This window comes from Bifidobacterium sp. UTCIF-39 (genome assembly GCF_006408715.1).
GTDB classification, from domain to species: domain Bacteria; phylum Actinomycetota; class Actinomycetes; order Actinomycetales; family Bifidobacteriaceae; genus Galliscardovia; species Galliscardovia tissieri.
The window spans coordinates 36295-62416 of record NZ_JEOG01000012.1 but is presented as its reverse complement, the minus strand read 5'-3'; the positions used below and the strand labels follow the sequence as shown (position 1 = coordinate 62416).

General features: G+C 58.0%; 18 protein-coding genes. 15 read left to right on the top strand and 3 right to left on the bottom strand.

All coding sequences use genetic code 11. From position 1 onward, the window contains the following. Positions 1-120: 120 nt before the first annotated feature. Complete coding sequence (locus EP30_RS06635) at positions 121-996, bottom strand: hypothetical protein (protein ID WP_140557184.1); 876 nt, start codon at positions 994-996, stop codon at positions 121-123. 178 nt (positions 997-1174) lie between these two features. On the opposite strand from EP30_RS06635, the gene nusA reads away from it, so the two are divergent. The 9 genes from nusA (at position 1175) to EP30_RS06590 (ending at position 14288) form a co-directional block, all read left to right on the top strand. Further along, a complete protein-coding gene (gene nusA, locus EP30_RS06630; protein WP_094662434.1) occupies positions 1175-2203 on the top strand; it encodes a transcription termination factor NusA in 1029 nt (342 codons plus the stop codon). 374 nt (positions 2204-2577) lie between these two features. Continuing rightward, on the top strand, positions 2578-5481 hold the full coding sequence (infB, locus tag EP30_RS06625; protein ID WP_140557182.1) for a translation initiation factor IF-2: 2904 nt from the start codon (positions 2578-2580) through the stop codon (positions 5479-5481). A 201-nt stretch (positions 5482-5682) separates the two neighbouring features. Further along, on the top strand, positions 5683-6228 hold the full coding sequence (gene rbfA / locus EP30_RS06620) for a 30S ribosome-binding factor RbfA (protein ID WP_140557179.1): 546 nt from the start codon (positions 5683-5685) through the stop codon (positions 6226-6228). A gap of 193 nt (positions 6229-6421) precedes the next feature. Beyond that, positions 6422-7600, top strand: coding sequence for a tRNA pseudouridine(55) synthase TruB (locus EP30_RS06615; protein ID WP_258185404.1), 1179 nt, complete (start codon positions 6422-6424; stop codon positions 7598-7600). Between the two features lie 108 nt (positions 7601-7708). Then, positions 7709-8872 carry a riboflavin kinase gene (locus EP30_RS06610; RefSeq protein WP_140557177.1) on the top strand — a complete coding sequence of 388 codons (1164 nt, stop codon included), beginning with the start codon at positions 7709-7711 and terminating at the stop codon, positions 8870-8872. Between the two features lie 254 nt (positions 8873-9126). Further along, the gene (locus tag EP30_RS06605) at positions 9127-10008 is read left to right on the top strand and encodes an SDR family oxidoreductase (protein ID WP_140557174.1); all 882 of its coding nucleotides are present in this window, start codon (positions 9127-9129) and stop codon (positions 10006-10008) included. 232 nt (positions 10009-10240) lie between these two features. Further along, positions 10241-11467: an aspartate aminotransferase family protein gene (locus EP30_RS06600; protein WP_094662444.1), complete on the top strand. Its 1227-nt coding sequence runs from the start codon at positions 10241-10243 to the stop codon at positions 11465-11467. Between the two features lie 93 nt (positions 11468-11560). Next, positions 11561-12703 (top strand): iron-containing alcohol dehydrogenase, encoded by a 1143-nt coding sequence (locus EP30_RS06595; protein WP_140557171.1) that lies wholly within the window; start codon positions 11561-11563, stop codon positions 12701-12703. 133 nt (positions 12704-12836) lie between these two features. After that, positions 12837-14288, top strand: a complete 1452-nt coding sequence (locus tag EP30_RS06590) for a PIF1 family ATP-dependent DNA helicase (RefSeq protein ID WP_140557168.1) — start codon at positions 12837-12839, stop codon at positions 14286-14288. A 40-nt stretch (positions 14289-14328) separates the two neighbouring features. Here EP30_RS06590 and EP30_RS06585 read toward each other — a convergent pair whose 3' ends face one another. Further along, positions 14329-16551, bottom strand: a complete 2223-nt coding sequence (locus tag EP30_RS06585; RefSeq protein ID WP_094662448.1) for a glycoside hydrolase domain-containing protein — start codon at positions 16549-16551, stop codon at positions 14329-14331. Positions 16552-16740: 189 nt separating this feature from the next. On the opposite strand from EP30_RS06585, the gene EP30_RS06580 reads away from it, so the two are divergent. The 5 genes from EP30_RS06580 to EP30_RS06560 all read left to right on the top strand — a co-directional run bounded on the left by EP30_RS06580 (position 16741) and on the right by EP30_RS06560 (position 22132). Beyond that, entirely contained in the window at positions 16741-17439 is a 699-nt protein-coding gene (locus tag EP30_RS06580) for a response regulator transcription factor (protein ID WP_140557165.1), read from the top strand. 258 nt (positions 17440-17697) lie between these two features. Further along, positions 17698-18579, top strand: a complete 882-nt coding sequence (locus EP30_RS06575; protein WP_140557163.1) for a sensor histidine kinase — start codon at positions 17698-17700, stop codon at positions 18577-18579. Positions 18580-18891: 312 nt separating this feature from the next. After that, entirely contained in the window at positions 18892-19503 is a 612-nt protein-coding gene (locus EP30_RS06570; protein WP_140557160.1) for a hypothetical protein, read from the top strand. 109 nt (positions 19504-19612) lie between these two features. Beyond that, positions 19613-20599, top strand: coding sequence for a serine hydrolase (locus tag EP30_RS06565; RefSeq protein WP_140557158.1), 987 nt, complete (start codon positions 19613-19615; stop codon positions 20597-20599). A gap of 9 nt (positions 20600-20608) precedes the next feature. Continuing rightward, a complete protein-coding gene (locus EP30_RS06560; protein WP_140557155.1) occupies positions 20609-22132 on the top strand; it encodes a polysaccharide deacetylase family protein in 1524 nt (507 codons plus the stop codon). Positions 22133-22140: 8 nt separating this feature from the next. Here the strand turns inward: EP30_RS06560 and EP30_RS06555 are convergent, their stop codons facing one another. After that, complete coding sequence (locus tag EP30_RS06555) at positions 22141-24093, bottom strand: SCO7613 C-terminal domain-containing membrane protein (RefSeq protein WP_140557153.1); 1953 nt, start codon at positions 24091-24093, stop codon at positions 22141-22143. A 146-nt stretch (positions 24094-24239) separates the two neighbouring features. Between EP30_RS06555 and EP30_RS06550 the strand changes: the two genes are divergently transcribed. Then, positions 24240-26057, top strand: coding sequence for a proline--tRNA ligase (locus EP30_RS06550; RefSeq protein WP_181160829.1), 1818 nt, complete (start codon positions 24240-24242; stop codon positions 26055-26057). Positions 26058-26122 lie beyond the last annotated feature (65 nt).

Here is a 26122-nt window from a genome sequence, read left to right as displayed (position 1 = left end):
GGGGAAAACCAAGTCTGGGTAAAACCGGATATCTGGGTATAACCATGTCACGAGGAACCGATATCGAGGGTCTTCATGACATGGTTATACCCAGACCGGTATCGTAAGGCCTGGAATTCGTTAGTGCAGCAGGGCGGTTTCCATGGCGGGATAGCCGAGATCGATGGCCGTGGTGATATGCGCGGCGATGAGGGATGAGATTACGGAGAGATCATGGATTTCCGTGTCGGTGCGGGTCGTCGTGCTGTCCGATGATGACGATGAGCTGGCACTCGCCGCGTTCGATTCCGTAGCGTTCGTACCGTTCGTTGCACTTACTGCGTCAAGCTGTTCCAACGCGCAGTTCATTTCCACAATCGCCGCGGTGGGCGCCTTGAGACCGTTGGTCGGATCGGTTGTTTCGTCGGGATTGGCGATCAGTGAATCCACTGCATAGATCTTCTGCCGGGGATCGGATTCCTGCTTGACGACGGTGGCCAGCACCTGCGCATTCGATTTGCGCTGATCGCTGAGATGGTACAACGTGGCGTCCGCGTTGTGACGGGAGGCGAGAATCTCGAACGCGAATCCGGCGCGATCCTCGGCCAACGACAGCGCGGCGGCGGTCGTGGCATCCACATGCAACGTCAGATCGTCATCCACGGATGCCGATGATGAGGAGACAACACTGGTGATTCCCGTGCGATCGGCCAATGCGCGCGCGGCATCGTCGGCCAGAGCACTACGCACGGTGCCCTCCGCGAATCGTTGCGGGCATTCCACCGCGGCCGTATGCCAACGTGACTGCGCGTCAACGGCCGAGAACAGACGAAGATACGACGGCAATGCCGACTGGTACCGTTCCAGATCGCCGAACCCGAGAGACAGCGCGCGCTCGCATGTACTGAGATCGGATTCGTCCGTCCCGCGTCCGCTGATGCCGGGCACCGCGGCAGCGGCGGGGGAGACGGGGATGCCAAGCAGACTGACGCAGTACAACAACGATACGAATGACATGAATACCGTGATGATCGCCGTGCGGCGACTCCATACGCCGCGCCCGTCGTTGCGATCAACCCCGTTTCTGAATTCGCCGTGGGCGCATAGTGTCTGCATGAAACGTTACACTAATAGCCGTTGCAGACCATTTCGCGGGCAGGGTGCCCGCTATAACTTCATATGGGAGGTCTTGGGCATGGAATTGGACTTGGCAGGAATGCATCAGCTCGCTGCTGAGCAGGGAATAGATGCCGAGACTCTGGATAACGCACTGGCAGAAGCTCTGCGTCTCGCTTACCTGAAAACCCCTCATGCGGCAAAGCACGCCCGCGTGGAACTCGACGCCCGCGCCGGATCGTTCACGGTCTGGGCCCAGGACGAGATTCCTCAGGAACCCACGGAAGACAACCCCCATCCCGCTCCCCAGCTGGGTGAGGAGTACGACGACACCCCCCGCGATTTCGGCCGTCTTGCCGCCGCGACCGCTCGTCAGGTCATTACCCAGCTGTTCCGCCGTGCCGCCGACGAGAAGGTGTTCGGTGCGTTCTCCGGACAGAAGGGCAATCTGATCACCGGCATCGTGCAGCAGGATGCGAAGGATCCGGCCAACGTGCATGTGGCCGTGGGTGACGTGGAGGCGATCCTGCCCCGTCGTGAACAGGTGCCGGGCGAGCGCTACCGTCACGGTGAGCGTCTGCGCGTGTACGTGGTGAACGTGGCTCGTGGACTTAAGGGACCGGAGATCATCGTGTCCCGCTCCCACCCGGAGCTGGTCCGTCGTCTGTTCGAGCGTGAGGTTCCGGAGCTGGCCAGCGGCGCGGTGTCGATCATGTCGATCGCGCGTGAGGCCGGTGCCCGTACCAAGATCGCGGTGCGCGCCAACGCGCAGGGTGTGAATCCGAAGGGCGCGCTGATCGGCCCCGGCGGTTCCCGTGTTCGTGCGGTGATGGAGAACCTGGGCCAGGAGAAGATCGATATCGTCGACTGGTCGTCGGATCCGGCGCAGTTCGTCGCCGCGGCACTGTCTCCGGCACACGCCACCGAGGTGCAGGTCGTGAGTGAGAAGAACAAGACGGCGATCGCGTTTATTCATGATGATCAGCTGTCGCTGGCGATCGGCAAGGAAGGCCAGAACGCTCGTCTTGCCGCCAAGCTCACCGGCTGGAAGATCGGTATCGAGTCCGAGGAGTCCCGCGCCAAGAAGGCCGAGCAGGACCAGCACTGATCGAATGACGATCGAGCGCGGTCGAATGATCGGGAATGGGTTTCCCGGAACTGGTGTTCAGGACTGATTGCTTCTGATTGCTTCAGGACTGATCGATCGCGATGACCGTGCACATGGGATCGGATGACCGTTGCAATCAGACGGTGTCCGGTCCCATCCGCATACACGACACATCGGCGTTTTTCACCGCCGTTGCAATCCATAGGGCTGAGTATGCTTGCAGCGGTAACTGAACCAGAGGGTGCAGTATGCCTTCTTTCAGCAAAGAACGAGGTAACACAACCATGGTCGCACGATGAGACAGGACATGTTCACCATCAGTGATCATTGATCGCGCGAAACACCATATGCGCGGTCGGGAATAGGAGATATTGGTGCCCAAAGCACGCGTATATGAATTAGCCAAGCAGTTTGGTGTTGACAGCAAGACAGTCCTTGACAAGCTCAAGGAAATGGACGAGTTCGTGAAGTCGGCCTCGTCTACCGTGGAAGCGCCTGTGGTGCGCAAACTCAAGGCTGCGTTCCAGCCTTCCGGAGAGAAGTCCGATAAGACGTCGGCCAAGCCTCATGCCAAGCCGACCCCGAAGCCGATGGCGAAGAAGCCGGTCCGTTCCGGCGAAGAACGTCCCGCCACCCCTCATCCCGCCCCGCGTGCGACCGCCAAGCCTGCGGTTCCGCATGCTCCGTCGGCGTCCGCCGCTCCGAAGCCTCACGCAGCGAGTCCGGCTCCGTCGCCGTCGCCGCGTTCCGCTGGACACGCGCCGACCCCCGGTGATCATCGCGGTGGTGCCCGTCCCCGTCCGCAGGGCGGTCGTGGCGCTGCTCCACATCCCGGCGATCGTCGTGGTGGTTCCCAGCACTCCCAGCAGAATCATGGCGGCCGCCCGCAGCAGGGGCGTCCGCAGAACCCGCGTGGTCCGCGTCCCCATGGCGGCGCGCAGCCGGGCGGCAGCACCGGTGCCGGCGAGCAGCGTTCTGCGGCTCCTACTCCAGGTCCTCGTCCGGGCAACAATCCGTTCAGCCGCAAGCAGGGCATGAGTGTGCCCACTCCGGGTGATATCCCGCGTCCGCATCCGATGGCCCGCCCCACGGTGAACAGCAACCGTCGTGGCGGTCGTCCCGGTCAGGGTGGCGGCAGGCCTACTCCGGGCGGTCGTCCCCGCGGCGGTCAGGGCAGGCCGAATCAGTGGGGTCACAGCCGTCCCGGTCAGGGTGCCGGCAACGGTACTCCGCGTCCGGGTGGCAGCCGTTTCGGCGGTGGCTCTCCGCGTCCGGGTGCCGGTAACGGTACTCCGACCAATGGTCCTCAGCAGAGCGGCGGTCGCGGAGGCCGTGGCGGCCGTGGCGGTGCCGCAGGTGCCTTCGGTCGTCAGGGCAGCCGTTCCTCCAAGGCACGTAAGGCACGTCGCGCAAGGAGGCATGAGTTCGAGGAGATGAAGGCACCTGTCATCGGCGGCGTGCGCATCCCCTCCGGCAACGGACAGACCATCAAGCTGCGTCAGGGTGCCTCCCTGTCTGATCTCGCCGAGAAGATCAGCGTCAATGCGGCTTCGCTGGTCACCGTGCTGTTCCATCTGGGCGAGATGGCCACGGCCACGCAGTCGCTCGACGAGTCCACGTTCCAGATCCTGGGCGAGGAGATCGGCTGGAACATCAAGATCGTCTCCGCCGAGGAAGAGGACAAGGAGCTGCTGCAGCAGTTCGACATCGACCTCGACGAGGAAGAGCTGCAGGACGACAAGGACCTCAAGCCCCGTCCGCCGGTGGTCACCGTCATGGGCCACGTCGATCACGGTAAGACCCGACTGCTCGATACGATCCGCAAGACCAACGTCATCGCCGGCGAGGCCGGTGGTATCACGCAGCGCATCGGTGCCTACCAGGTGTCCGTGGACCTGAACGGCGAGCACCGCAAGCTCACCTTCCTCGATACCCCTGGCCACGAGGCGTTCACCGCCATGCGTGCCCGTGGTGCCGAGCTCACCGACGTCGCGATCCTCGTGGTCGCCGCCGATGATGGTGTGATGCCGCAGACCGTGGAGGCCATCAACCACGCGCAGGCGGCCAACGTGCCGATCGTCGTGGCCGTGAACAAGATCGATAAGCCGGGTGCCAACCCCGAGAAGGTGCGCGGTCAGCTCACCGAGTTCGGTCTGGTGCCGGAAGAGTACGGCGGCGACACCATGTTCGTCGACATCTCCGCCAAGCAGAACATCAACGTGGACAAGCTTCTCGAAGCCGTGCTGCTCACGGCCGACGCCACGCTGGACCTGCGCGCCAACCCGGATATGGACGCCCGCGGTGCCACCGTGGAAGCCCGACTCGACAAGGGTCGCGGTGCCGTGGCCACCGTGCTCGTGCAGCAGGGTACGCTCCACGTGGGCGACGCCATCGTGGCCAGCACCTCGTACGGCCGCGTCCGCGCCATGCTCGATGAGAACGGCAAGCAGATGAAGGAAGCCGCGCCCTCCACTCCTGTGCAGGTGCTCGGTCTCACCTCCGTGCCGACCGCCGGCGACCTGTTCCTGGTCGCGCCGGACGATCGCACTGCCCGTCAGATCGCCGAGAAGCGTCAGGCCACCGAGCGCGCCGCCCAGCTGGCCAAGCGCCGCAAGGTCGTCTCGCTTGAGAGTCTCAAGGAGCAGTTCGCCAAGTCCGAGATCGACATGCTCAACATCGTCATCAAGGGCGATTCCTCCGGTTCCGTGGAGGCGCTGGAAGACTCCCTGATGAAGATCGAGGTGTCCGACGAGGTCGGCATCCAGGTCATCCACCGCGGTGTGGGTGCCATCACGCAGAACGATGTGAACCTGGCCACGGTCGACAAGGCAGTGATCATCGGCTTCAACGTGCGTCCGAACCGTCAGGTGGCCGACCTTGCCGAGCGCGAGGGCGTGGAGATCAAGTACTACTCGATCATCTACAAGGCCATCGAGGATGTGGAAGCATCCCTCAAGGGCATGCTCAAGCCGGAATACGAAGAGGTCGTCACCTCCCACTCCGAGATCCGCGAGATCTTCCGTTCCTCCAAGTTCGGCAACATCGCCGGCGTCATGGTGCAGGACGGCGAGGTCAAGCGCGGTACGAAGTGCCGTATTCTGCGCAACGGCGTGGCCACGGTCAACGATCTGGAGATCTCCTCGCTGCGTCGTTTCAAGGACGACGTCACTTCCGTCAAGGAAGGCTACGAGGCCGGTATCAACCTGGGCGACTTCAACGACATCCAGGAAGGCGATATCATCGAGACCTTCGAGATGCGCGAGATCGCACGCCAGTAGGCCAGCAGTGTTTCACAGGCTCCCCCTCGCAGGGTGAGCCGTCCCGCGAACGTGATCCAACATGATCCAAGCAGTGCGGTGACGTCGGTCCGGCATCACCGCACACGTTTGTTTCCGGATTCGAATCGTTCGCATGAACAGCTCCCCTCCGCAGGGGAGCTCATTTTATCTGTTCATCCTGTTGACAAAGAAAGGGACATTATGTCCGGAACCAATCCTCGCGCAGTACGCATCGCGGGACTGATCAAGCGCGTGGTCGCTCAGTCCCTCGAGCGTGAGCTGCACGATCCCCGCCTCGCGGGCGTCACCATCACCGACGTGCGTGTGACCAACGATATGCAGATCGCACGCATCTTCTGGACCCAGCTGGGCGACGACGGCAAGGAGAAGGGCCAGCGTCGCCGCGCCGCCCAGGCGCTCAATCAGGCCAAGGGTCGTCTGCGTTCCCATGTGGGTCACAAGGCCGGTCTGCGCCTCACCCCCGTACTGGAATTCAAGTACGATGACGTGCCGTCCGAGGCCACCGAGATCGAGGACATCCTCACCGTTGCGTTGAAGCGCGACGCCGAACTCGCCAAGGCACGTGAAACTGCGCAGTACGCCGGCGATGCCGATCCGTACCGTCATGACGAGCCGAAGAACGACGATTTCGATGACACGGACGACATCGACGACGACATCGATACGGACGGTACTGACGAGTCCAACGACGAGACTCCCGAGGCCGACGCCCATTTCATGGCCTGATGTCATGGCCTGAGTAGGAGCAACACCGAACCGGCTCCCCTCGATTGTCGTGATCATTCCGAGTCCGATGATCACGGGGAGCCGGTCGGCGTATTCCATACGGTCGCATGACGGCCGTTGCAGACCGCAACGGCAATACGCAATACGGCAACATACTGCAATACACTGCACTTTATAAACAAAAGGACTGATAGTGGCATCGCGTTCTCCGAAAGCGCCGGACGTCTCCGGCATCCTCGTGATCGACAAACCGCAGGGGGTGACCAGCCATGACGTGGTCGCCGCAGTACGTGGCGCCCTGCACATGCGTCGTGTGGGCCATGCCGGCACACTCGATCCGATGGCCACCGGCGTGCTGATCGTCGGATTCGGATATGCCACGCGACTGCTCAACTACATCGTGGGCGCGGACAAGACCTACGAGGCCACGATCCGCCTCGGCCAGCGCACCACCACCGACGACGCCGACGGCGATATCCTCCCGTGGGGGAGTGCCCCCGCCGATTCTCGTGATCTGACTGCCGCATCGGATTCCGTGCCGTCGCAGGAGGACGTTGCCGTGCGATTGCGTGCACTGACGAGGGACGACGTCGAGCGGACGATCGCTGAGCGATTCCTCGGTCGCATCGAACAGGTGCCCAGCACGTTCTCCGCCATCAAGATCCACGGTCAGCGCGCCTACGATCTGGCTCGGGAAGGCAAGGACGTGGAGCTCGAGGCACGGCCGGTCACCATCCACGCCTTCACCGTGCTTGATTGTGATATTCCAGGCAGTGCGAATACGGACAGTGTGAATACAGGCAGCGTGAACGACGATGCAGTCGCGTACGGCCCGCATCTTGATCTTGCCGTGCGTGTCACCTGTTCGTCCGGTACATATATCCGCGCGTTGGCCCGTGATCTTGGTCGTGTGCTCGGCGTCGGTGGGCACCTGACCCGTCTGCGTCGCGTCAGGGTCGGCTCCTTCGACGTCACGGCATCGAATGTGGTCACGGCTCACACTGAAAACCGTACCTTCACCAATCGCGATGGCGAGACGGTCACCCGTGCCAAGGCGATCCTCGACGTGCCGAACGATCAGGCAACGACGGTCGTCGATGATCGTCGCACCGCATTGCTCACCAGGGTGATCGGCATGCCGCAGGCCGCACGACTGACCCTACCGCATCTGGACATCACCGACGATGAGGCGAAGGAACTGCGATTCGGACGCCGTATCGATCATGTGGTCGCAGAGCCCACGGCGGCCATCGCAGGGAACGATCTCGTCGCCATCGTGGAACGGGCCAACTCTCGTCAGTCCAAGCCGTCCGTCGTGTTCCCCGCGGCGTCTGCGGAAGCGGTGACAGCGGCTGCCGAGCCGTTATCGTAAGCTGGAACATCGGAAACAGGACGCGTGTGAAACACGCAGCGTGAAATGTGCCACGTGAAACCGCAATGTCGGGCGCGAGGCAATTATGGCAATACGGAACGAGGAACCATGAAGATCACCACACTGATCCCCGACACCGAAGGCGTGCTGGCCTGGCCGCCGTTCGGACAGAACAAGCGATCCATCGTGGCCGTCGGCAGCTTCGACGGCGTGCACAAGGGCCATCAGGCGGTGCTCAGGCGCACGGGCGATCTGGCCAAGAGCTATGGTGCCATCTCCGTGGCCATCGTGTTCGATCCGCGCCCGTCCGTCGTGCATGACTATGCGGCGGCGCACGACGGTCAGGAACTGCCCAACGATCAGGAATATCCGGATCCCGAAGCCCTCACCGGCATCGATCGTCGTCTCAAACTCATCGAGGAGACCGGCATCGAACACGCGCTCGTGGTGCGGTACACGCTCGAGTTCGGCTCCAAGTCGTACCAGTACTTCCTCGGTCAGATGGTCGGCAAGATCGGTCTGCACACGCTGGTCATGGGCAAGGACGGTCGTATGGGTGCTGGTCGCGCCGGCGATGTGAAGGCCATCGATTCGATCGCACAGGCCACGCGCATGTTTCAGGTGGATGTGGTCGACGACCGCGGTCCCGGTGAGGTGCGCATCCCGCTGAACGATTCCCACGAGGCCGCCGAGGCGCTGATCCGCGTGAACGATCCCGACTCCGGACTGACCAAGGCCGAACGACGTGCGCTGAGCAAGAAGACGCCGAACCGTCTGGTGCGCGCGTGGAGTTCGTCGTATGTGCGATTCCTGCTGTCGCAGGGCGAAGTAAGGGCGGCGTCCGAGATTCTGGGCCGTCCGCATGCCGTGGAAGGCGTGGTAGTCGGAGGCAAGCAGCGTGGACGCACGCTCGGATTTCCCACCGCGAACGTGGCCAAGGACGTGCACGGCACCATGCCCGCCGACGGTGTGTATGCCGGATGGCTGATCGACACCGATCCGCAGACGGGCGAGGAGCGCCGGTACGCGTCCGCCATCTCCATCGGCACCAAGGTGACGTTCGGCGAACCTGAGGCGCGTGTGCTCGAGGCGTACGCGATCGCCCCGGTCGATGCCGACGGCAACGCGCAGTGGCTTGATCTGTACGATCACACCGTGCGCGCCGAATTCGTGGAGTTCCTGCGCCCGCAGATCCACTTCGACTCCGCCGAGGCGCTGGTCGAGGAGCTCAAGCGCAACGTGGAGCAGACCAAGGCCATCTGCGCCTGCTAGTGTGAGTCCTGCTGTTAGTGTGAGCCTCACACTAGCGTTCAGGTCTCCAAAACGTTGAAATTCCAACACCCGCCTTTTTTAGTGTGATCACACTAAGGAGGGCGGGTGTATGGTATTTGGGCAATGCCCAGTATTTGGTGCCGTGGAATGGATGTGGATTGTCTGACTGGCAGTGTGATGGCACTGTGATAGCAGTGTGAGAACGGTGTGGTATTGCGGACGACTGCAATCCGGGAAAGAGAAGAGATCTTGCCATGAAGAACAAGAACATCATCGTCGTCACCGGTGCGTCGAGTGGTATGGGACGAGAATTCACCCATCAGATCGCATACTGGGCGTCGGTCGGCAGGGTGGCGGCCGACGAGATCTGGGTGATCGCACGACGAATCGAACGGCTCGAAGCGTTGAAGAACGCAGTGCCGATTCCGGTTCGTCCGTTGGCGCTGGACCTGACGAATCCCGACGATATCGACGCCTATCGGCAACTGCTCGTCGAGGAGCGGCCGAATATCACGATTCTTGCCAACTGCGCCGGATTCGGTCGCATGGACCATTTCGAAGAGGTGTCATTGCACGCGCATCTGAACATGGTCGATCTCAACATCAAGGCGCCGATCGCCATCACCACGCACAGTCTGCCATATATGCGCGCCGGTGCCCGCGTGATGAACCTGTGCTCGATCAGCGGATTTCTGCCCTGTCCGTACATCAACGTGTATGCGGCCACCAAGGCATTCATGGTCAGCTGGTCGCGTGCGCTCGGTCGCGAACTCGCCCATCGAGGCATCAGGGTCACTGCGGCCTGCCCGTACTGGGTGCGCACCGAGTTCATCGACCGGGCTCAGGGGAACGGCAACCGTGGCGGCAAACGCGGCGGTCGAAGCGGCGATCAACGTGGTGGAGCACAGCGACCCGCCTTCACCAACTTCTTTGGCATCATGGACGCGGATGCCGTGGTCCGTCGCATCATCGCCGACCTGTTCCACGGCAGATCGCTGTCGCTGCCGGGACTGCCAGCCAAGGTCATTTTCGCGGCATCCAAACTGCTGCCCGTCCGCACGCTCATGTGGGCGCAATTGCAGTTGCAGCATCTCGACGGATCGCCGATCCATCATTCCGATGTTCCGACCTCGTGACATCCGCATGAACGAGTCGTGGGTCAGTCGTGGATCATATGTCCATTCGACTGTCGCTCGTTGGACAATCCGCCATCATGCCGTCATGCATGCGTCACACAACCACATGCCGAGGGAAACACGAGAACCATAGAGTCTGAGCCGTACAGCAACAGTACGGCACCTCCAGCAGACCGCTCGTGAATCATCGCGCGCGAGGTCGGGACAGCGCCATGGAGACAAGGAGCATGAGATGAAGCTTGCGGAAACGGGACTCACCCAAGACGAGCTCAAGGGGCTCGTCAAGAAGTACATGATCGAAACGTACGAACGCTATGACTTCGTCGCCGAGCGAGCCGAGGGCATGTACATCTACGATCCTGACGGCAACGCCTATCTCGACTTCTACGGCGGCATCGCCGTGAACAACGCCGGCAACTGCAACCCCAAGGTGGTGGCCGCCGTCCGCGATCAGGTGGGCGACATCATGCACACGTTCAACTATCCGTACACCATCCCGCAGGCGCTGCTCGCCAAGAAGGTGTGCGACCTCGCCGGATTCGACAAGATCTTCTACCAGAACTCCGGCACCGAGGCCAACGAGGTGGCCATCAAGCTCGCCCGCAAGTACGGCATCGACCACTTCGGGCCGCACAAGTACGAGATCCTCTCCGCCCTGCATTCCTTCCACGGCCGCACGTTCGGCGCGCTTGCCGCCACCGGACAGCCCGGATCGCTCGCACAGGACGGCTTCGGCCAGATGACCCCAGGCTTCGCCTACGCCGAGTTCAACAATCTGGATGACTTCAAGGCCAAGATCACCGACAACACCATCGCCATCATGGTGGAGCCCGTGCAGGGCGAGGGCGGCGTGCACCCCGCCACGCAGGAATTCCTCGAAGGGTTGCGTAAGCTGTGCGACGACAACGGACTGCTACTCATCTTCGACGAGGTGCAGACCGGCTGGGGACGCACCGGATCGCTGTTCGCGTGGCAGGGCTACGGCGTGGAACCCGACATCTTCACCATGGCCAAGGGCCTCGGCGGCGGCGTCCCGATCGGTGCCATGGTCACCAAGGATCCGATCGCCGCATCCCTGACCCCAGGCACGCACGGCACCACGTTCGGCGGTTCGCCGATGTGCACCGCGGCCGCGCTCGCCGAAGTCGACGAGATCGTCAGCCGCAAGCTGCCGGAGCATGCCGCCGAGATCGGCGCATACTTCATCGAACAGGGCAAGAGCCTGCCGCACATCAAGGAGAGCCGTGGCCGCGGTCTGCTTGTCGGCTTTGAATTCGACGGCACGGTCAACGCCGTTGATATCAAGCACGCGGCCCTGAAGCGCGGACTGCTTACCACCGCCATCGGCGACAGCATCATCCGTTGCATCCCGCCGCTGATCGTCACGAAGAAGCAGGTGGATCAGGCCCTCGAAATCCTCGCCGATTCCGTGAACGCCGTGGCCGCCGGCAAGGAGTGACGATACCGCCGGCGTCGACGTTGCTTGTCTCGCCGTCGGCGCCGGTCTATGCTGGAAACCGTGGCGACGACGCCGCAGATTGAAGGGACCATCATGCTCAAGTTTTCCGTACCACAGAACATCATCGTCGACTACGGCGGCGTGAGCCGACTCGGCACCTACGCCGGCGAACTGAAGATGACGAATACGCTGATCATCGCCGACCCGTTCCTGGCCAACGCCCCGCTCGCCAAGCAGGCCGCCGGATCATTGGATGAGGCCGGCATCAAGCACGTCATGTTCACCGACGTGAAGCCCAACCCCACCGCGGTGTGCGTGGATGAGGCCGTCGCGCTGTTCAAGGACAACGGCTGCGACTCCATCATCGCCATCGGCGGCGGTTCCTCGCTCGACGTGGCCAAGGCCGTGGGCGTCGTCGCCAAATTCGGCGGCGAGATCGGCGACTACGAAGGCATGAACACCGTGCCCGGCCCGATCGTACCGTTCATCGCCATCCCCACCACGGCCGGCACGGGCAGCGAGGTCACGTCGTTCTCCGTGATCACCGACGAGGCCCGTAACTACAAGCTCACCGTCGGCAGCAAACTGCTGCTGCCCGCCTACGCGATCCTCGACCCCGGCGTGCTCGCCACCGTCCCCGCACGAGTGGCCGCCGCATGCGGCACCGACGCCATGGTGCACGCCATCGAATCGTTCACCAACACCGTCGACAGCACATTCTCTGGCATGTACTCGCTCGAGGCGCTACGACTGATCGGCAAGTACCTCAAGCGCTTCACCGCCCGTCGCGACGACGCCGAAGCGGCCCGTGGCATGATGGTTGCCGCCACCATGGCCGGCATCGCCTTCGAATCCACCCGACTCGGACTCGTGCACGCCATGAGCCACCCGATCTCTGCGTTCTTCCATGTAGCGCACGGCGAAGCCAACGGTCTGCTGCTGCCCAGCGTGCTCGAATTCAACGCGCTCGCCGACAAGGGGCAGTACGAGCTCATGCATGAGGCGCTGTTCCCGGATGTCGAATACGACGGCACCGACGATTTCATCTACGAGATCCGCTCGCTGCTGGGCGAGATCGGCATCCCCGATTCGTTGGAGGCCGCCGGCGTGGATCGCCCGGCATTCCTTGCGGTGGTGGACCGCATGACCCACGACGCCATGGCGTCCGGCAACATCGCCGTCAATCCGCGGTCCGTCACCCCGGCGGACGTGGAGGCGATCTACAGGGCGCTGTAGGCGTTGTAAACGTTGCGGCGGCATAGGGCTGCCCCCGTTGCTGACGATACGGATGATGACTATGTCATCCGGAGGAGATGCCGATTCACCGGACTCGACGACGCTGACCCGGCCGACGGGTACCATACGTCCTATGCTGCAATCCGAAGCCCTCGCCATTCTCAACGCCGGTGCCAACGTGTTTCTCACCGGTGCGCCTGGTGCCGGCAAGACCTACGTGCTCAACGAATTCGTCGCCGCGGCACGCAAGGCGGGAGCCTCGGTGGCGGTCACCGCGTCCACCGGCATCGCCTCCACGCATATCAACGGTCAGACCATTCACTCGTGGAGCGGCGTCGGCGTGAGCACATCCCTTGAGGAGGCTACGCTCAAACGCATCCGCACCCGCCGACGCAAGGCCATCGACGCCACCGACATTCTGGTGATCGACGAAGTGTCGATGATGCACGCCTGGCTGTTCGACATGGTCGACCGCGTCTGCCGGGAACTGCGGCATGATCCGAGACCGTTCGGCGGACTGCAGGTGGTGCTGTCCGGCGATTTCTTCCAGCTGCCGCCGGTGAGCCGCTCGGGACGCAATAACGACGTGGTGGCGCCCACCGAGGAGTTTCTGCGCTCACGCGAGGAGTATGCGCGGCGCGGACTGGATCCGGAGGGATTCGTCACCGAATCGCTGGTGTGGGAGGCGCTTGCCCCCACGATCTGCTATCTGACTGAACAGCATCGTCAGGACGATGGTCAGTTGCTTACTGTGCTCACCGATATCCGTGACGGTGGCGTGACCGACGTCGATCGTGCCACGCTGGCCGGGCGTATCGGCATGATGCCCGATCCCGGCGTGGTGGCGACGAACCTGTTTCCCACGAACCGTCAGGCCGATTCGCTCAACGCCATGCGGCTGGATGAGATCGACGAGGAGCCGCACGCGTACCACGCCACGTCGGCCGGCAGTGCGCAGCTGGTGGAACGACTGAAAAAGAACATGCTTGCGCCGGAGCACCTGCTGCTGAAGACCGGTGCCGCGGTGATGGCGTTGCGCAATGATCAGGATCGGCAGTACGTCAACGGTTCGATCGGCACGGTGATTGGATTCGCCGATGACGACAAGGGCGGCTGGCCGATCGTACGATTCGAGAACGGCAATATCGTGACCATGAAACCGGCCGACTGGGAGATGATGGACGGCGAGAAGGTGCTCGCCTCCGTCAGTCAGGTGCCGTTGCGGTGCGCGTGGGGCATTACGATCCACAAATCGCAGGGCATGACGCTCGACCGTGCCGTGATGGATCTGCGGCGCACATTCGCGCCCGGCATGGGGTATGTGGCGCTTTCCCGAGTCGAATCCCTGGACGGTCTGTATCTGCATGGCCTCAACGATCGTGCGTTCCTCGTCTCGCCCGACGCGGTGATGCTCGACTCCCAGCTGCGCGAGGCCTCCGACGATGCCGCCGCCCATCTGGCCGCCAACGGTCCGGATGCGTTCAGCCCGACGGCGATGGCATACGACACACTCTCCGCGGAGTCAGGCGGCGGCAACGACCCCACCACCCCCGACGACGAATTCGCCCAGGACGCATTGTTCTGAGCGAATTCGTCGATGGGGATTGCACTTGAAAGTGAACAAACTACCACAATGCTCGCGTTGACGGTGAGTCTCCGTATTGCAATCCGGCATCAATAAGAATCGTATCCGCCTTTGGCGAGAATGACTCATTGGTTGGGAACGTGGCCCATCCCGATGCGTCGCCCCAATAGACCACAGGAAGATAGTTTCTCCACATTCTCATGTCGGATTCGTCGTTTCGCTTGGCAGGAATGGCGACCTTGGTCCCGACAGGAAGGACCCCTTGCCTCCAGGTATGCCGTCCGGCATTGTCTTCCCATCCGGTTCCCCAATCGAGATTTCGTTGTAATGTGAAGACTCGCATACGATTTCCGTAAATGACCTCGGTGCGAGTGTCTGCATCTTCTAATGTGGAGCCGGTAGAGTTCAATGCGATGAATGGTTTTTGTGCGTTATACCAAGGTTCTAAGATGGTACTACCAATGGTCGTGGAACCGCAATAATAACCCGTTGAGACGTTGCCAAGTCCGTTTAGAAACCGCACTTCATGAGTGTTATCCGGAGTGTTTGACAGATTCTCGTAGGGAGGGCGTCCTGCCATATTGCCATTACGATAGTAGAACGAGTTTGTTGGAATAAAGCCGATTACGGCACTTTGGAGATTTGGTTCCGAATGAATTGGGATCCGGTCTTCGTAGGTGTTTATGCAGCATTCCCATGGATCGGTGGATGTCAAAGGGTCAGGAGCAATATAATCTTGCGAGCGAACCGTGTCTTTCACGCCGACATCTAGTCCAGAGGAGACTACTTTGTCAATTTCTAATTCCTTACCATCATAGGAAACATGAAGGTTTGCGATCTGGTCGTAGGCCCAATTATCCGGTAGACGATATCCCATGTTGCCGCTAAAACCGGAAGACATATCGCTGACGAAGCATTGCTGTGCATAGCCCTGATCAATAACTCTCTGACATACGTTGCGGGCACCGTAGATGCCAACCCTGTAGCCGGTAAGATTGTTTTTTACAGCTCGGAAATAAGGAAGGATATTTCTGGTCACATCTGTGTCCAGAGCATCATAATCAACAGCAAAGTAAATTACGGAGCCTTGAGGGATACTGTGCTTCGAGGCTGCTGTCATTGCACTTGCTGCATCAGAAGCGCCTCGGGTCGAGGTGAAGGCTGAGGCGTCACGGCCGACATCTTGGTAAATAGGGAAGAAGTGTAATCCTCCGGCGATGATTTTTTCAGGTTCTCCGGTTCTTAGCTCCTTGAAATCACCTCCAATAATGTATCGACCTACATTTTGGTAGTGATTCATTTTCAAAATCATTAGATTCCGTGCGGTGATTTCAAAACGAGTATCACATGCGTGGGCTTCTCGTGTTTGGTCACCATAGCTAACCAATAAAGAAAGCCAAGTTGAAAGGTCTGCTTTTCCTGTCTGCGGTAGGGCGCAATGTTTTTGGAATGCCATGATATTCGCCGGTGACAGACTGAGTGCGAGATTGCCATCTCCATAACCATTCACGTATAAATAGAAGTTCAGTAATTCAGTGAAACTAGCAATTTCCGATGGAGTATATGCGCGTCCCGTATAATTGGTCTGTGCTCCTGCGTATGGCAGATTAGGGCAGTGAAGTTTGGTCTGGTTGCCAACGTATCCATTTGCCTTGGACAAAGGCATGCCTTCCATTGCTTGCAGTGCAAGAATCGCGGCATGATTAGTGCTTCGCGTATATACGCCGTCACAAGGTATGATGCCGGTATAGTCTTCATATCTCTGATTAATCTTTTGCTGATAAGAGCGGATTGCTGGTTTTCCCCCATATGAGCTAAGCAGTTTGAACTGGTCCATGGAGAGTAATGCCTTCATGAAGTTCGTGGTAACGATGGAATTTGGGTTGATGAGCCCAGCATCGGATTTGAGCTCCTTCACCGCGGCGGCCACTGGTGCGTCGAATCGATTGTCAATGGCGTCATCAGTTCCCGCATGTCCTGGATTGTATCCCTTGCACCAGAGGGCTCCCTGTAGAATCGCAAACTTGTTGTTTGTTTCTCCAGTGGTCATTTGTAGTGGTGCCTTTGAGTAGGCTTTCTTGGTTTCGTCTCCGAAATTGTCGGCTGTGGAGGAAAGCCCTAATTCGATTTGTAATGCTCGAATCAAGGCATTGATAGTATTCCATCCGGTATTGCCGTCCTCGATAATGCGATTGTAGCGAGAATCTCCTCCGTACGTGTTATTCAACCAATGTTGAGTTTTCAGTACCATAGGATCAGACATTGCAAGCCTCCTTGCTCGTATTGAATGTTGGTACTATTTCATGATGTACTAAATGTTGGAGTTATCTTTTAAAGTCGTCATTTGTTGACGTGAAGTTTGTTGCATGTACTAACATTAAGCTGTCAACATCCGTTAACGAGTTCATGGGAAAGCCGTATTTGTGATATCATAAAGTGAAGGTAGGTTTTTATGGATTCTATAAAATCAGATAAATCATCCTGTTTGAGAGAGCGTAAACACGTTTCGGTTGCTGTAGTTGACAATGATGATTTGGTTTTACCTGTACTTTGCGCTATCCTAAAAAAGGATCCAAGGGTGGAAGTATTATGGTGTACTTCATCTGCTAAAGAGGCGATCTTACATTGTTGCGTTGAGGCAAATTGGCCGGATGTTTTGTTGGTTGATATGTCGATGTCCGAAATGAATGGTGAAGAATTATGTAGGAAAATTCGAAAAAATGGATCGAGTCCGTCGCTTCTCGCAATTACCTCTTTTCCTATAGAATATTATGCGTCTCTTGCAAGTGATTCTGGTGCGCAAGGGATTGTCAGGAAGAGTGATATTTCATCAATTTCTGAAGCCGTAATCAATGTGGCTAGTGGCGATGCATTGCGTATGGAAGAAGTGGAAGTTGAGTTCGATTCTGCAATTGTGGCGCATAACAGAATTGCGAATGATAATGACGAGGGTAATAAGCCTAAAGTATTAGGTACGGAAGAACATGATGTTTTGCGTTTGAATTCCGAAGGTTATTCATTTGAAGAAATAGCTAGAATGAAAAAGGTAAAATCTGTGACTATAAGAACTCATGCACGCCGGGCTGTGAAAAAATTGGGGGCAAAGAATCTAAGTCAAGCTATAGTGAAATGGATGTCGCGAGAAAGTTAAAATTGTGGATCGTATTGTGTGTAAGTTGACCTCTTTGTCGCAAAGAAAAGGTGTTCATTTATTTCTATTATTTCTGGTCGCTGTAACATTGATTCAATATTGTATTGAAATATATCACAATCCCAGGAAATGGTAGATTTCTCTTTTGGTGTGCTTCACACGATACTACTTCTTTGTTTTTTATTTTCAACCAAGTTTGCTTGCTGCTCGGTTGTAGTTCTTTACTGCATTTCTTCACTGCTTCCGGATGTGTATTCGTTGATGCAGATCTTTGGTTTGATTTTTGCAATCGGATATCTGGCTTTTTCTGAATATCTATTGGTGGGTATTCCTTTATCTATTGTTGTTTTGTCCTTTGATTGTATTGGCTATTGGCTGTATGAACCGAGGGGAGATATTTGTATTTTTATTTTTACTGAATCTATTTATTTAATCTGTGCGGTGCTTATTGGCGTAGTTTTTAAATTAAAACGTAAACACGCGATGGTTTCATATCTTGAAAATAAAATAGAAATACTGTCTGGAAATAATATTAATCATGCTCGTTCGGAGAGAATGTCAGAGCTGTTACATGATTCGATTGCAAGTGATTTAACGTATATTGTGCTTTTGTCCGAAAACGGTGATTTTTGGGAGGATAAAAGAAGTGTTTCCAGTAATTTAAAGTCTATACATGATGTTTCGTTGAGAAGTTTAGAAAGTGTTCATGACGCTATTAGATTGATGCGTGGTGATCTTGATGCTGAGGATAACTCTGAGAAAAAATCTTTATGGGAGGCTGTAGAAACTTGTGATCATTATTTAAAGGATTTGGGTTTTTCTGGGGAGTTTCTTATTGAAGGGGAGGTGAGTTTGGTTGAAAATGAAATAATCCATACTATGGTTTTTGCTATTAAAGAAATTTGTATTAATATCGCTAAATATAGCGATCCTAATAATAGAGTATTCTTCTCTAGAATTGTTTTTTCGGATAGGAAAATTATCTTTATTTCTAAGAACTCTATTTTTGATCGTAATGATTTGCGAGGAGGTATTGGTCTTACTATTGTCAAGAAAAGGGTTGCCTTAGTGGGGGGTGTAGTCTTTTCCTGGATAGAAAATAATTATTGGATGACCTATATTGAAATTCCTGTTTCTTAGTTATTTCTTAATGTTTATGGCAATGGTGAAACGGTATGTGAAATGGAGGGCAGATAGCTCTCGTTTCGTAAGTTGATCCGGTTGTATTTGTGTTCATGACTTGCGCTGTAATGGTGGGGGTGTTTGACAGTATGATGCCGATGAGTATTGCTGCTAAGATTTTCATATTGTCTCCAATTTGTAATGTTGATGTAATTATATATTATGTTATCTGTTTTTTTAATGTGTCAACAAATGTTGACTGCTATGAAAAGAGGTGATCTGGATATAGCATTATTACGGAAATAGCCTACTGTGAGAAAGGGTTTAGAGATGAAGTTCCAAATTCAAAAGAAAGTTTATCGAAAGCTTTTGTTGTTTATCGGTGCTTTGGTTGCTGTGTTGATAGTTTTCTCTATGGTGACTTCTCCAGAGACTTGGGCTGCCGAGACTAATGAAGGCAATGTTGAGATGATTGAAAAGGGAGTTATCGTTACTAGCGAATCTTTGAATATGGCTGGTCCTGATTCTGATTTGTCTACTGCTAATACCAAGGAAGATCCTTGGTTCGAAGGAGATATTAAGTCGGATACATCTTTGCGAGTTAGGGTTGAATGGCGAAATCCAAAATATGCAAGTAAGGCGCGTACGCCATATCAATCTGACTGCAGTTCCACTGATTACAAGGTACTCACTGTATATTCCAATGTTGCATCTTCTTATGTGTGTTGGAGAGGAAGTGGAACATATCGATCTGGTTCCGATATTGACAATGGAACTGGGGTCTCCGCTGTGTGCCCAGGCAAGCGTTATGGTCAGATTTACTATCAGGCAAAGTGGGGAGGGAATTGGTTCTGGAGCACCTATCGTGGCGGTTATGCAAGTAATGCTACTTGCTTTTATTTTGGAAGTATGGTGCGCTACCGTGCCATCAAGCTTGCATAGCATATCTTTAATGTGACATGTTATAAAATGATAATATTCTTTGACATGTAGAGATACCGAGTTGCTTTGTTGTATTGCTAATGTGGCTATGCGTCGGTGAAAGGGGTCGATGATGCCTCAGTCGGAGCATTTTCCATGTTCTCCACGTAATGAGAAACAATCCCGACCAGTTCGGGTATGGGTGATCATGCTTGTGGTTGCGGTTCTTGTACTTGTTGGAGGCATCTCCGGATGGAGGTTGGTGGCGCAACGACACTCGACAGTGGAACAAATATCCACCAACGTCTCGACGGATAAAGTGCCTTCGGATGCCGATGGTTCCTCTCCAAATTCTTTGGCCGACAATGGCAGTAAGCCGAAACTTGACAATCAGCAGTTCTCTGTCCTTGTCAAGAAACAGACGACGGCTCATCCCAAAGGGCAGGTGGGAGTTTCGGTAATGCTGCTGGGCACCATGGGGCAACTGGACACGAATCATATCTATGGGGATACCAATGCTGAATATGCGATGAGAGCGTACGGATTGTATATCCCCGTGTATCTTATGGCTCATAACATCGGTTGTGTACAGACTCCGGCAAAGGGATCTCCCCTGGATGATTGCTGGGGTGACGAGGAGTCCCAACGGCTGACCGACGATATGATGCGCAATATGGATCCAGTCGCCGGCAATGCGGCGATCGACCGCATGGGTGGCATCGCCAAGGTGAACGATTGGATGATCACCATGTACGGAGACAAGAATTCGTTCATGAGCAAACTGACCTCTCCGGAGGAATCAGTGCGGCAGATATCAAACCATACGTGGTCATCCAATGCCGTGATCATGCTACAGTCCGTGGATGAACGGGCAGGTGCGGATCTGATGAATGCCGATCTAACAGGACTTGGTGTGCGCATTCCTGATGGCATGATCGTACATGCACAGTACGGTAAGGCAGATGGTTCCTATAATGTGTACGCTATTGTAGAGGATTCCACGTATCGTGCCGCGGTAAGTGTAATGACCGAATCAATCGGGGATGATGATGCATCCGAATTGATCACGGAAACACTCGCCGAATTGCACCGGCAGCTTGACGCACTACACGAGTAGGGTGGAATCATGACTCAACAGCAGGACAAGGACGTCACCGGTTCTTCGGCCAACGCTTCCGATGCCAATGCCGCCAACGCAGGTTTCAATGAGACGGACGGCGTTGACGCGTTCGCAAGTCAGTGGGGAAGCGAAGCCGCCACTTCGGAATCCATCGAATCCGGCGATGCGACTGTAGCCATACCGCAATCCCGTCGTCTCAAACCGCTGCTTATCGCGTTCCTCGCCGTATTCGTCATACTGGCGCTGGTCGCGGGTATGACGATCGCGCGCAATATCTCCTTGTCCCGAGCGCAGGCACACGCCGACGCACTGCAATCCTGTCAGGACGCGCAAACGAAATACGTCACCACGGTCACCACCTACACCGCCACCATGAAGGCCGCGAGTGAACTCGGCAAGACGTCGCCGGACGATGTCGCCAACACCAAACTGCTCGACACACTCAACGAGCTTGCCGGCACCAACGACAGTGCCGTCATCGGTCTTGATCTCAACACGCTCAACGAAAGCGAATGCTCCGGCAACGCCAGTACGGATGATCTCGATGCGCTCGCCGGATCGTTCGGGGACGCCATCGTGCCGATGTTCAAACGCACCGGTGAAGTGCAGTATGCAGCCGATAACGTGAAGGCCAGCATCGAGGATCAGAAGACCGTCAACGTGCGGTCGCGACTGTCGTATCTCGTGTCCACCGCACAGACGGTGCTTGACGTGTCCGCCGGCAAGGTCGACGAATCGCTGCGCACTGCGCTGTCTGACGCGATCGACGCGGCAACGGCATTGCAGAAGACCAATAATCTGACCGCGGAATCGACCAAGGGCGTGATGAGCGATCTGCAGTCCGCCGTCGACGCCGTAAGGAATGCCATGCCGCTTGACTGCCGACTCAGCAAATGCGTGGCGCTCACCTTCGACGACGGGCCGGACAAGACGAACACGCCCAAGGTGCTCGACGCGCTCCGACAGTCCGGAGTGCCCGCCACGTTCTTTGTGCAAGGGCAGAACATCTCCGGCAGCAACGTCGATCTGCTCAGGCGTGAGGCCGCGGAAGGCCATGAGATCGGGAGCATGTCATGGTCGCATACGCAGCTGCACGCGCTGTCCGCCGGCGACCTGAAGACCAGTCTCGACAAGACCGCCAACGCGATCGAAAACGCCACCGGGAGCCGTCCGACGCTGCTGCGTGTGCCCGACGGCGCATGGAGCGATACCGTGCTCAGTCGGGCCAAGGCCGACGGATTGAGCCTGGTCCTGTGGAACATCGATTCGCAGGATTGGAAGAGCCGCGACGCCGACGCCATCGTGAAGCAAGTGGTGAGCACGACGTTGAGCGGGTCGATCATCGATCTGCACGACACCTACGGCAGCACCGCCGCGGCCATACCACAGATCGTGAAACAGCTGCAGGATCAGGGATACCATTTCGTGACCGTGAGCAAGCTGCTCGAAGGCGGTGCCAAGCCCGGCGAGATCTACTATTCCGCCGGGGATTCCAGCGCCTACACGATGGGCGTGCTGGCCGACCGCTGACTCGCTGACTACCGCAGTTGCGAGATCCGCGTGATCAGCGTTCTCGCCGTATTGATGCTGCGCTCGTATCGTGCGGCGACCACCACCAGCAGAATGCCGCCGGCCGCCAGCCACACCCACCAGAACGCCATCGAGAACATGACAATCCACGTCCAAAGCTGCACCATCACATGGATGATCAGCGTGATGGAGCCGGTGATGACCGGTGCCTGCCAGCCGAGCAATGCGCCGGCGATCACCAACGCCAGTGCGATCAGCAACAGCAATACCGCGCGGATGATCATTGCACGATCGGGACTCGACGACTGCTGTCCAATGGACCACATCACGCCATACCGGGTGTGCCACTCTCCGCGGTCGTTGCGGGACACGAGCAGCATCGGCACCAGCAGCATCACCAGACCGGGCCAGAGTGCAGGCCAGCTGCGCAACGTCGGCCGTTTCATCATCCATATGACGCCGACGGCGAGCGCAGCCACGCCGAACAGGCCGGTGATCAGATCCGGCGGCAATGGACGATAATCGTTGGCAAGGGAGAGCCCCGCCATACCGATGCCCATGATTATCGTGACGATGGTGAGCACCCAACGGGTCGCGTCGCGGAGCGCATGTTGATGATTCGGGGTTGGGGTGATGGACGGTACAGCGGTCGTTGGTGCTGTCGTGTTCGCAGTAGCTGTTGGCGCGGCGATTCGTATCCACAACAGCGTGGCGAAGGCCATTGGAATCAGATACGCAAGCAGGGACGTGATGGCCGCGTACCGGACGTGGTTGGGATTGGCGAAATCACCGAATCCGATCACCATCAGCACAAAGGAGGATATTGCCGTTGCCGCCAGACGCTCCGTATCCGGCAGCGGTGCCAGTAGCGCCAGAAGGAGTACGCCCGTCATGCAGGCGATGGTGGCGACGCTCCGTCCGGTGTGACTCAGCAGGTTCGTGTTGCCGATCAGGGCAAGGGATATGGGCAGCAACAGACATGACGTCAATGAGTAGGCGCGTATGGGCGCTGATCGATGCGCGCTCGCCAGATACAGTCCGAGGGTGATGCCGGCGAGTACGAGCAGCAGCAGTCCGGTGACCAGATCCCGCCACCGGAGGAGCGGTATCGCTCCGAGTCCGCCGGCGAGCACGCTTGCGGTGACCAGTGCGAAACATGACGCCCATGCCACGCCTTCCGCGGTGACACGCACTTTGGGGGCGAGCATATATGAGACGGCCAGTCCGATGAGTCCCGTGACGGCGATGCATGCCGTACGCGCCCCGTCGCCGAAGATCGGATAGGTGATGAACGCGAATACGGAGACGGCGAGTCCGATCAGGCCGACGCCGAGCGCCAGCAGCAGGATCTGCACGGTGGAGACGTGGAACCGGCGGGTGCGTGCCGGCGGTTGCGGGGATGCGGCCGATGGAGTCAGCTGGGGATATGGGGTATAGGCCTGCGATGGATACGTGGGCTGCGGTGTGGTTTGGGATATTGGCTGTGGGGGTGCCGGTTGTGGATATGCCGGTTGTGGATATGCCTGGCTGGGCGGTACGGATTGCGATGTTGCCGGATACTGCGAATACGGTGGTGCCGGTTGTTGGGGTTGTTGGGATGGCGGTTGTGATTGTGGCGCTGGCTGCGGCTGACCGGCCGGAGGTCGTGACACCGCCGTTGTCGTCGATGCGCGGATCTCGGTGATGAGCCGCGTCCGTTCGTCGAGCAGGTCGGCGGCCGAACGACTCAGTTCCAATACCGTGACGCATCGGGGGTCCTCAAGGTCCAGTCCGGTCGGTGTGAACCGTCCCCGGACCGGTGAGAAATCGTCGGGGTTCAGTGTGCCGTCGCGCAGTTGCGCGGTGCTCGTCGGCCATGCACATGGCTGCTGAGTGGTCGGTGACGAGGACTGTGGTGCCGGAGTTGCCGGTTGTGACTGCGGAACGTTGGTGGAATCGGATTCGTGGACTGGGTCGGGCATGGGTGCCTCCTTCGTCCATTCCATTGTGTCCATAACAGGACCGTCATGGCAAGATTGACGTCGATATTCGTGAACGATGATGTTGCACGGTGATCTGTGCAATGACGTGTGAAATGATGTCCGTGAAACCGAATACCTTGGAACACATGACTTCCAACACTCTTCGTATGTCTACCATGTTCCTGCGCACTCTGCGCGAGGACCCCGCCGACGCGGACGTCGATTCCGCAAAACTGCTGCAGCGTGCCGGCTACATCCGCAAGGCCGCTCCCGGCATCTGGACCTGGCTGCCGCTGGGTCTGAAGGTCCTCAACAAGATCGAGGACATCATCCGCGAGGAGATCAACGGCATCGGCGCCCAGGAGGTGCACTTCCCCGCGCTGCTGCCGCGCGAACCGTATGAGGCCACCCACCGTTGGGAGGAGTACGGCGACAACATCTTCCGTCTGAAGGACCGTCATCAGGCCGACTATCTGCTCGCGCCGACGCACGAGGAAATGTTCACCCTGCTGGTCAAGGACATGTACTCCTCGTACAAGGATCTCCCCGTCACCCTGTACCAGATCCAGACCAAGTACCGCGACGAGTTCCGTCCGCGCGCCGGTCTGATCCGCGGTCGTGAGTTCATCATGAAGGACGCCTACTCGTTCACCATCGACGAGGAGGGCATGCGCAAGGCCTACTACGACGAGCGTGGTGCCTACGAGCGCATCTTCCAGCGTCTTGATCTCAAGTACGTGCCCGTGTTCGCCATGTCCGGCCCGATGGGCGGCTCCGCATCCGAGGAGTTCCTGGCCCCCATGCCGATCGGCGAGGACACGTTCGCGCTCGCCCCGTCCGGCAAGGCGTGGAACGTCGAGGCGCTGCACACGCCCGAACTGCCCGAGATCGACTGCTCCGACGTGCCGGCCGCCGAGAAGCGCGCCACCCCGGACGCCAAGACGATCGACCAGATGATCGAACGCGGCAACGCCGACAACCCGCGTACGGATGGCCGCGAATGGCAGGCCGCCGACATCCTCAAGAACGTGGTCATCGCCGTCAAGCATGCCGAGGATGAGGATCATGACGAGCCGTGGCGCGAGGTGATCGTGGTCGGCGTTCCGGGCGACCGTACGGTGGACATGAAGCGTCTTGAGGCGCAGTTCGCTCCCGCCGAGATCGAGGAGGCCACCGAGGCCGATCTCAAGAACCACCCGGAGCTGGTGCCCGGCTACATCGGACCGATGGTGCTGGGACCGCAGGCCGAGGCCGCCGGAGTCGAGAACCCGGTCCGCTACTTTGTGGACGCCCACGTGGTCAAGGGCTCCGCATGGTTCACTGGTGCCGACGAGCATGAAGTGGACTACTACAACCTCGTGTACGGCCGTGACTTCAAGGCCGACGGTACTGTTGAGGCCGTCGAGGTCCGTCACGGCGATATGAGCCCGGACGGCTCTGGCCCGCTGAGCTTCGAGCGCGGTGTGGAGATCGGCCAGGTGTTCCAGCTGGGTCTGAAGTACTCCAAGGCGCTTGATCTCAAGGTGCTCGACCAGAACGGCAAGACCGTCCCGGTGTGGATGGGCTGCTATGGCATCGGCGTGTCCCGTGTGCTGGCGTGCATCGCCGAAACGCATCACGATGAGCGCGGTCTGGCATGGCCGACCGTGATCGCCCCCGCCCAGGTGCATGTGGTGGCCACCGGCAAGAATACCGAGGCGTTCGAGGCCGCCGAGAAGCTGGTCGCCGAGCTCGAGGACCGTGGCCTTGAAGTCATCTACGACGATCGCAAGAAGGTTTCCCCCGGTGTGAAGTTCAAGGATGCCGAGCTCATCGGCGTTCCCGTGATCGCCGTGGCCGGTCGTGACACCGTGAACAACGGCACGATCGAAGTGCGTGACCGCAACGGTGAGAACACAGTCGCCGTGCCCGCCGCCGAGGCCGCTGACACCATCGCCGATCGCGTCAAGGCGCTACTCGGCTGAAACGACTGTCCATGATAAGGGGCCGACCGCAGTTCAACATGCGGTCGGCCCCTTTTCTTCTCTGG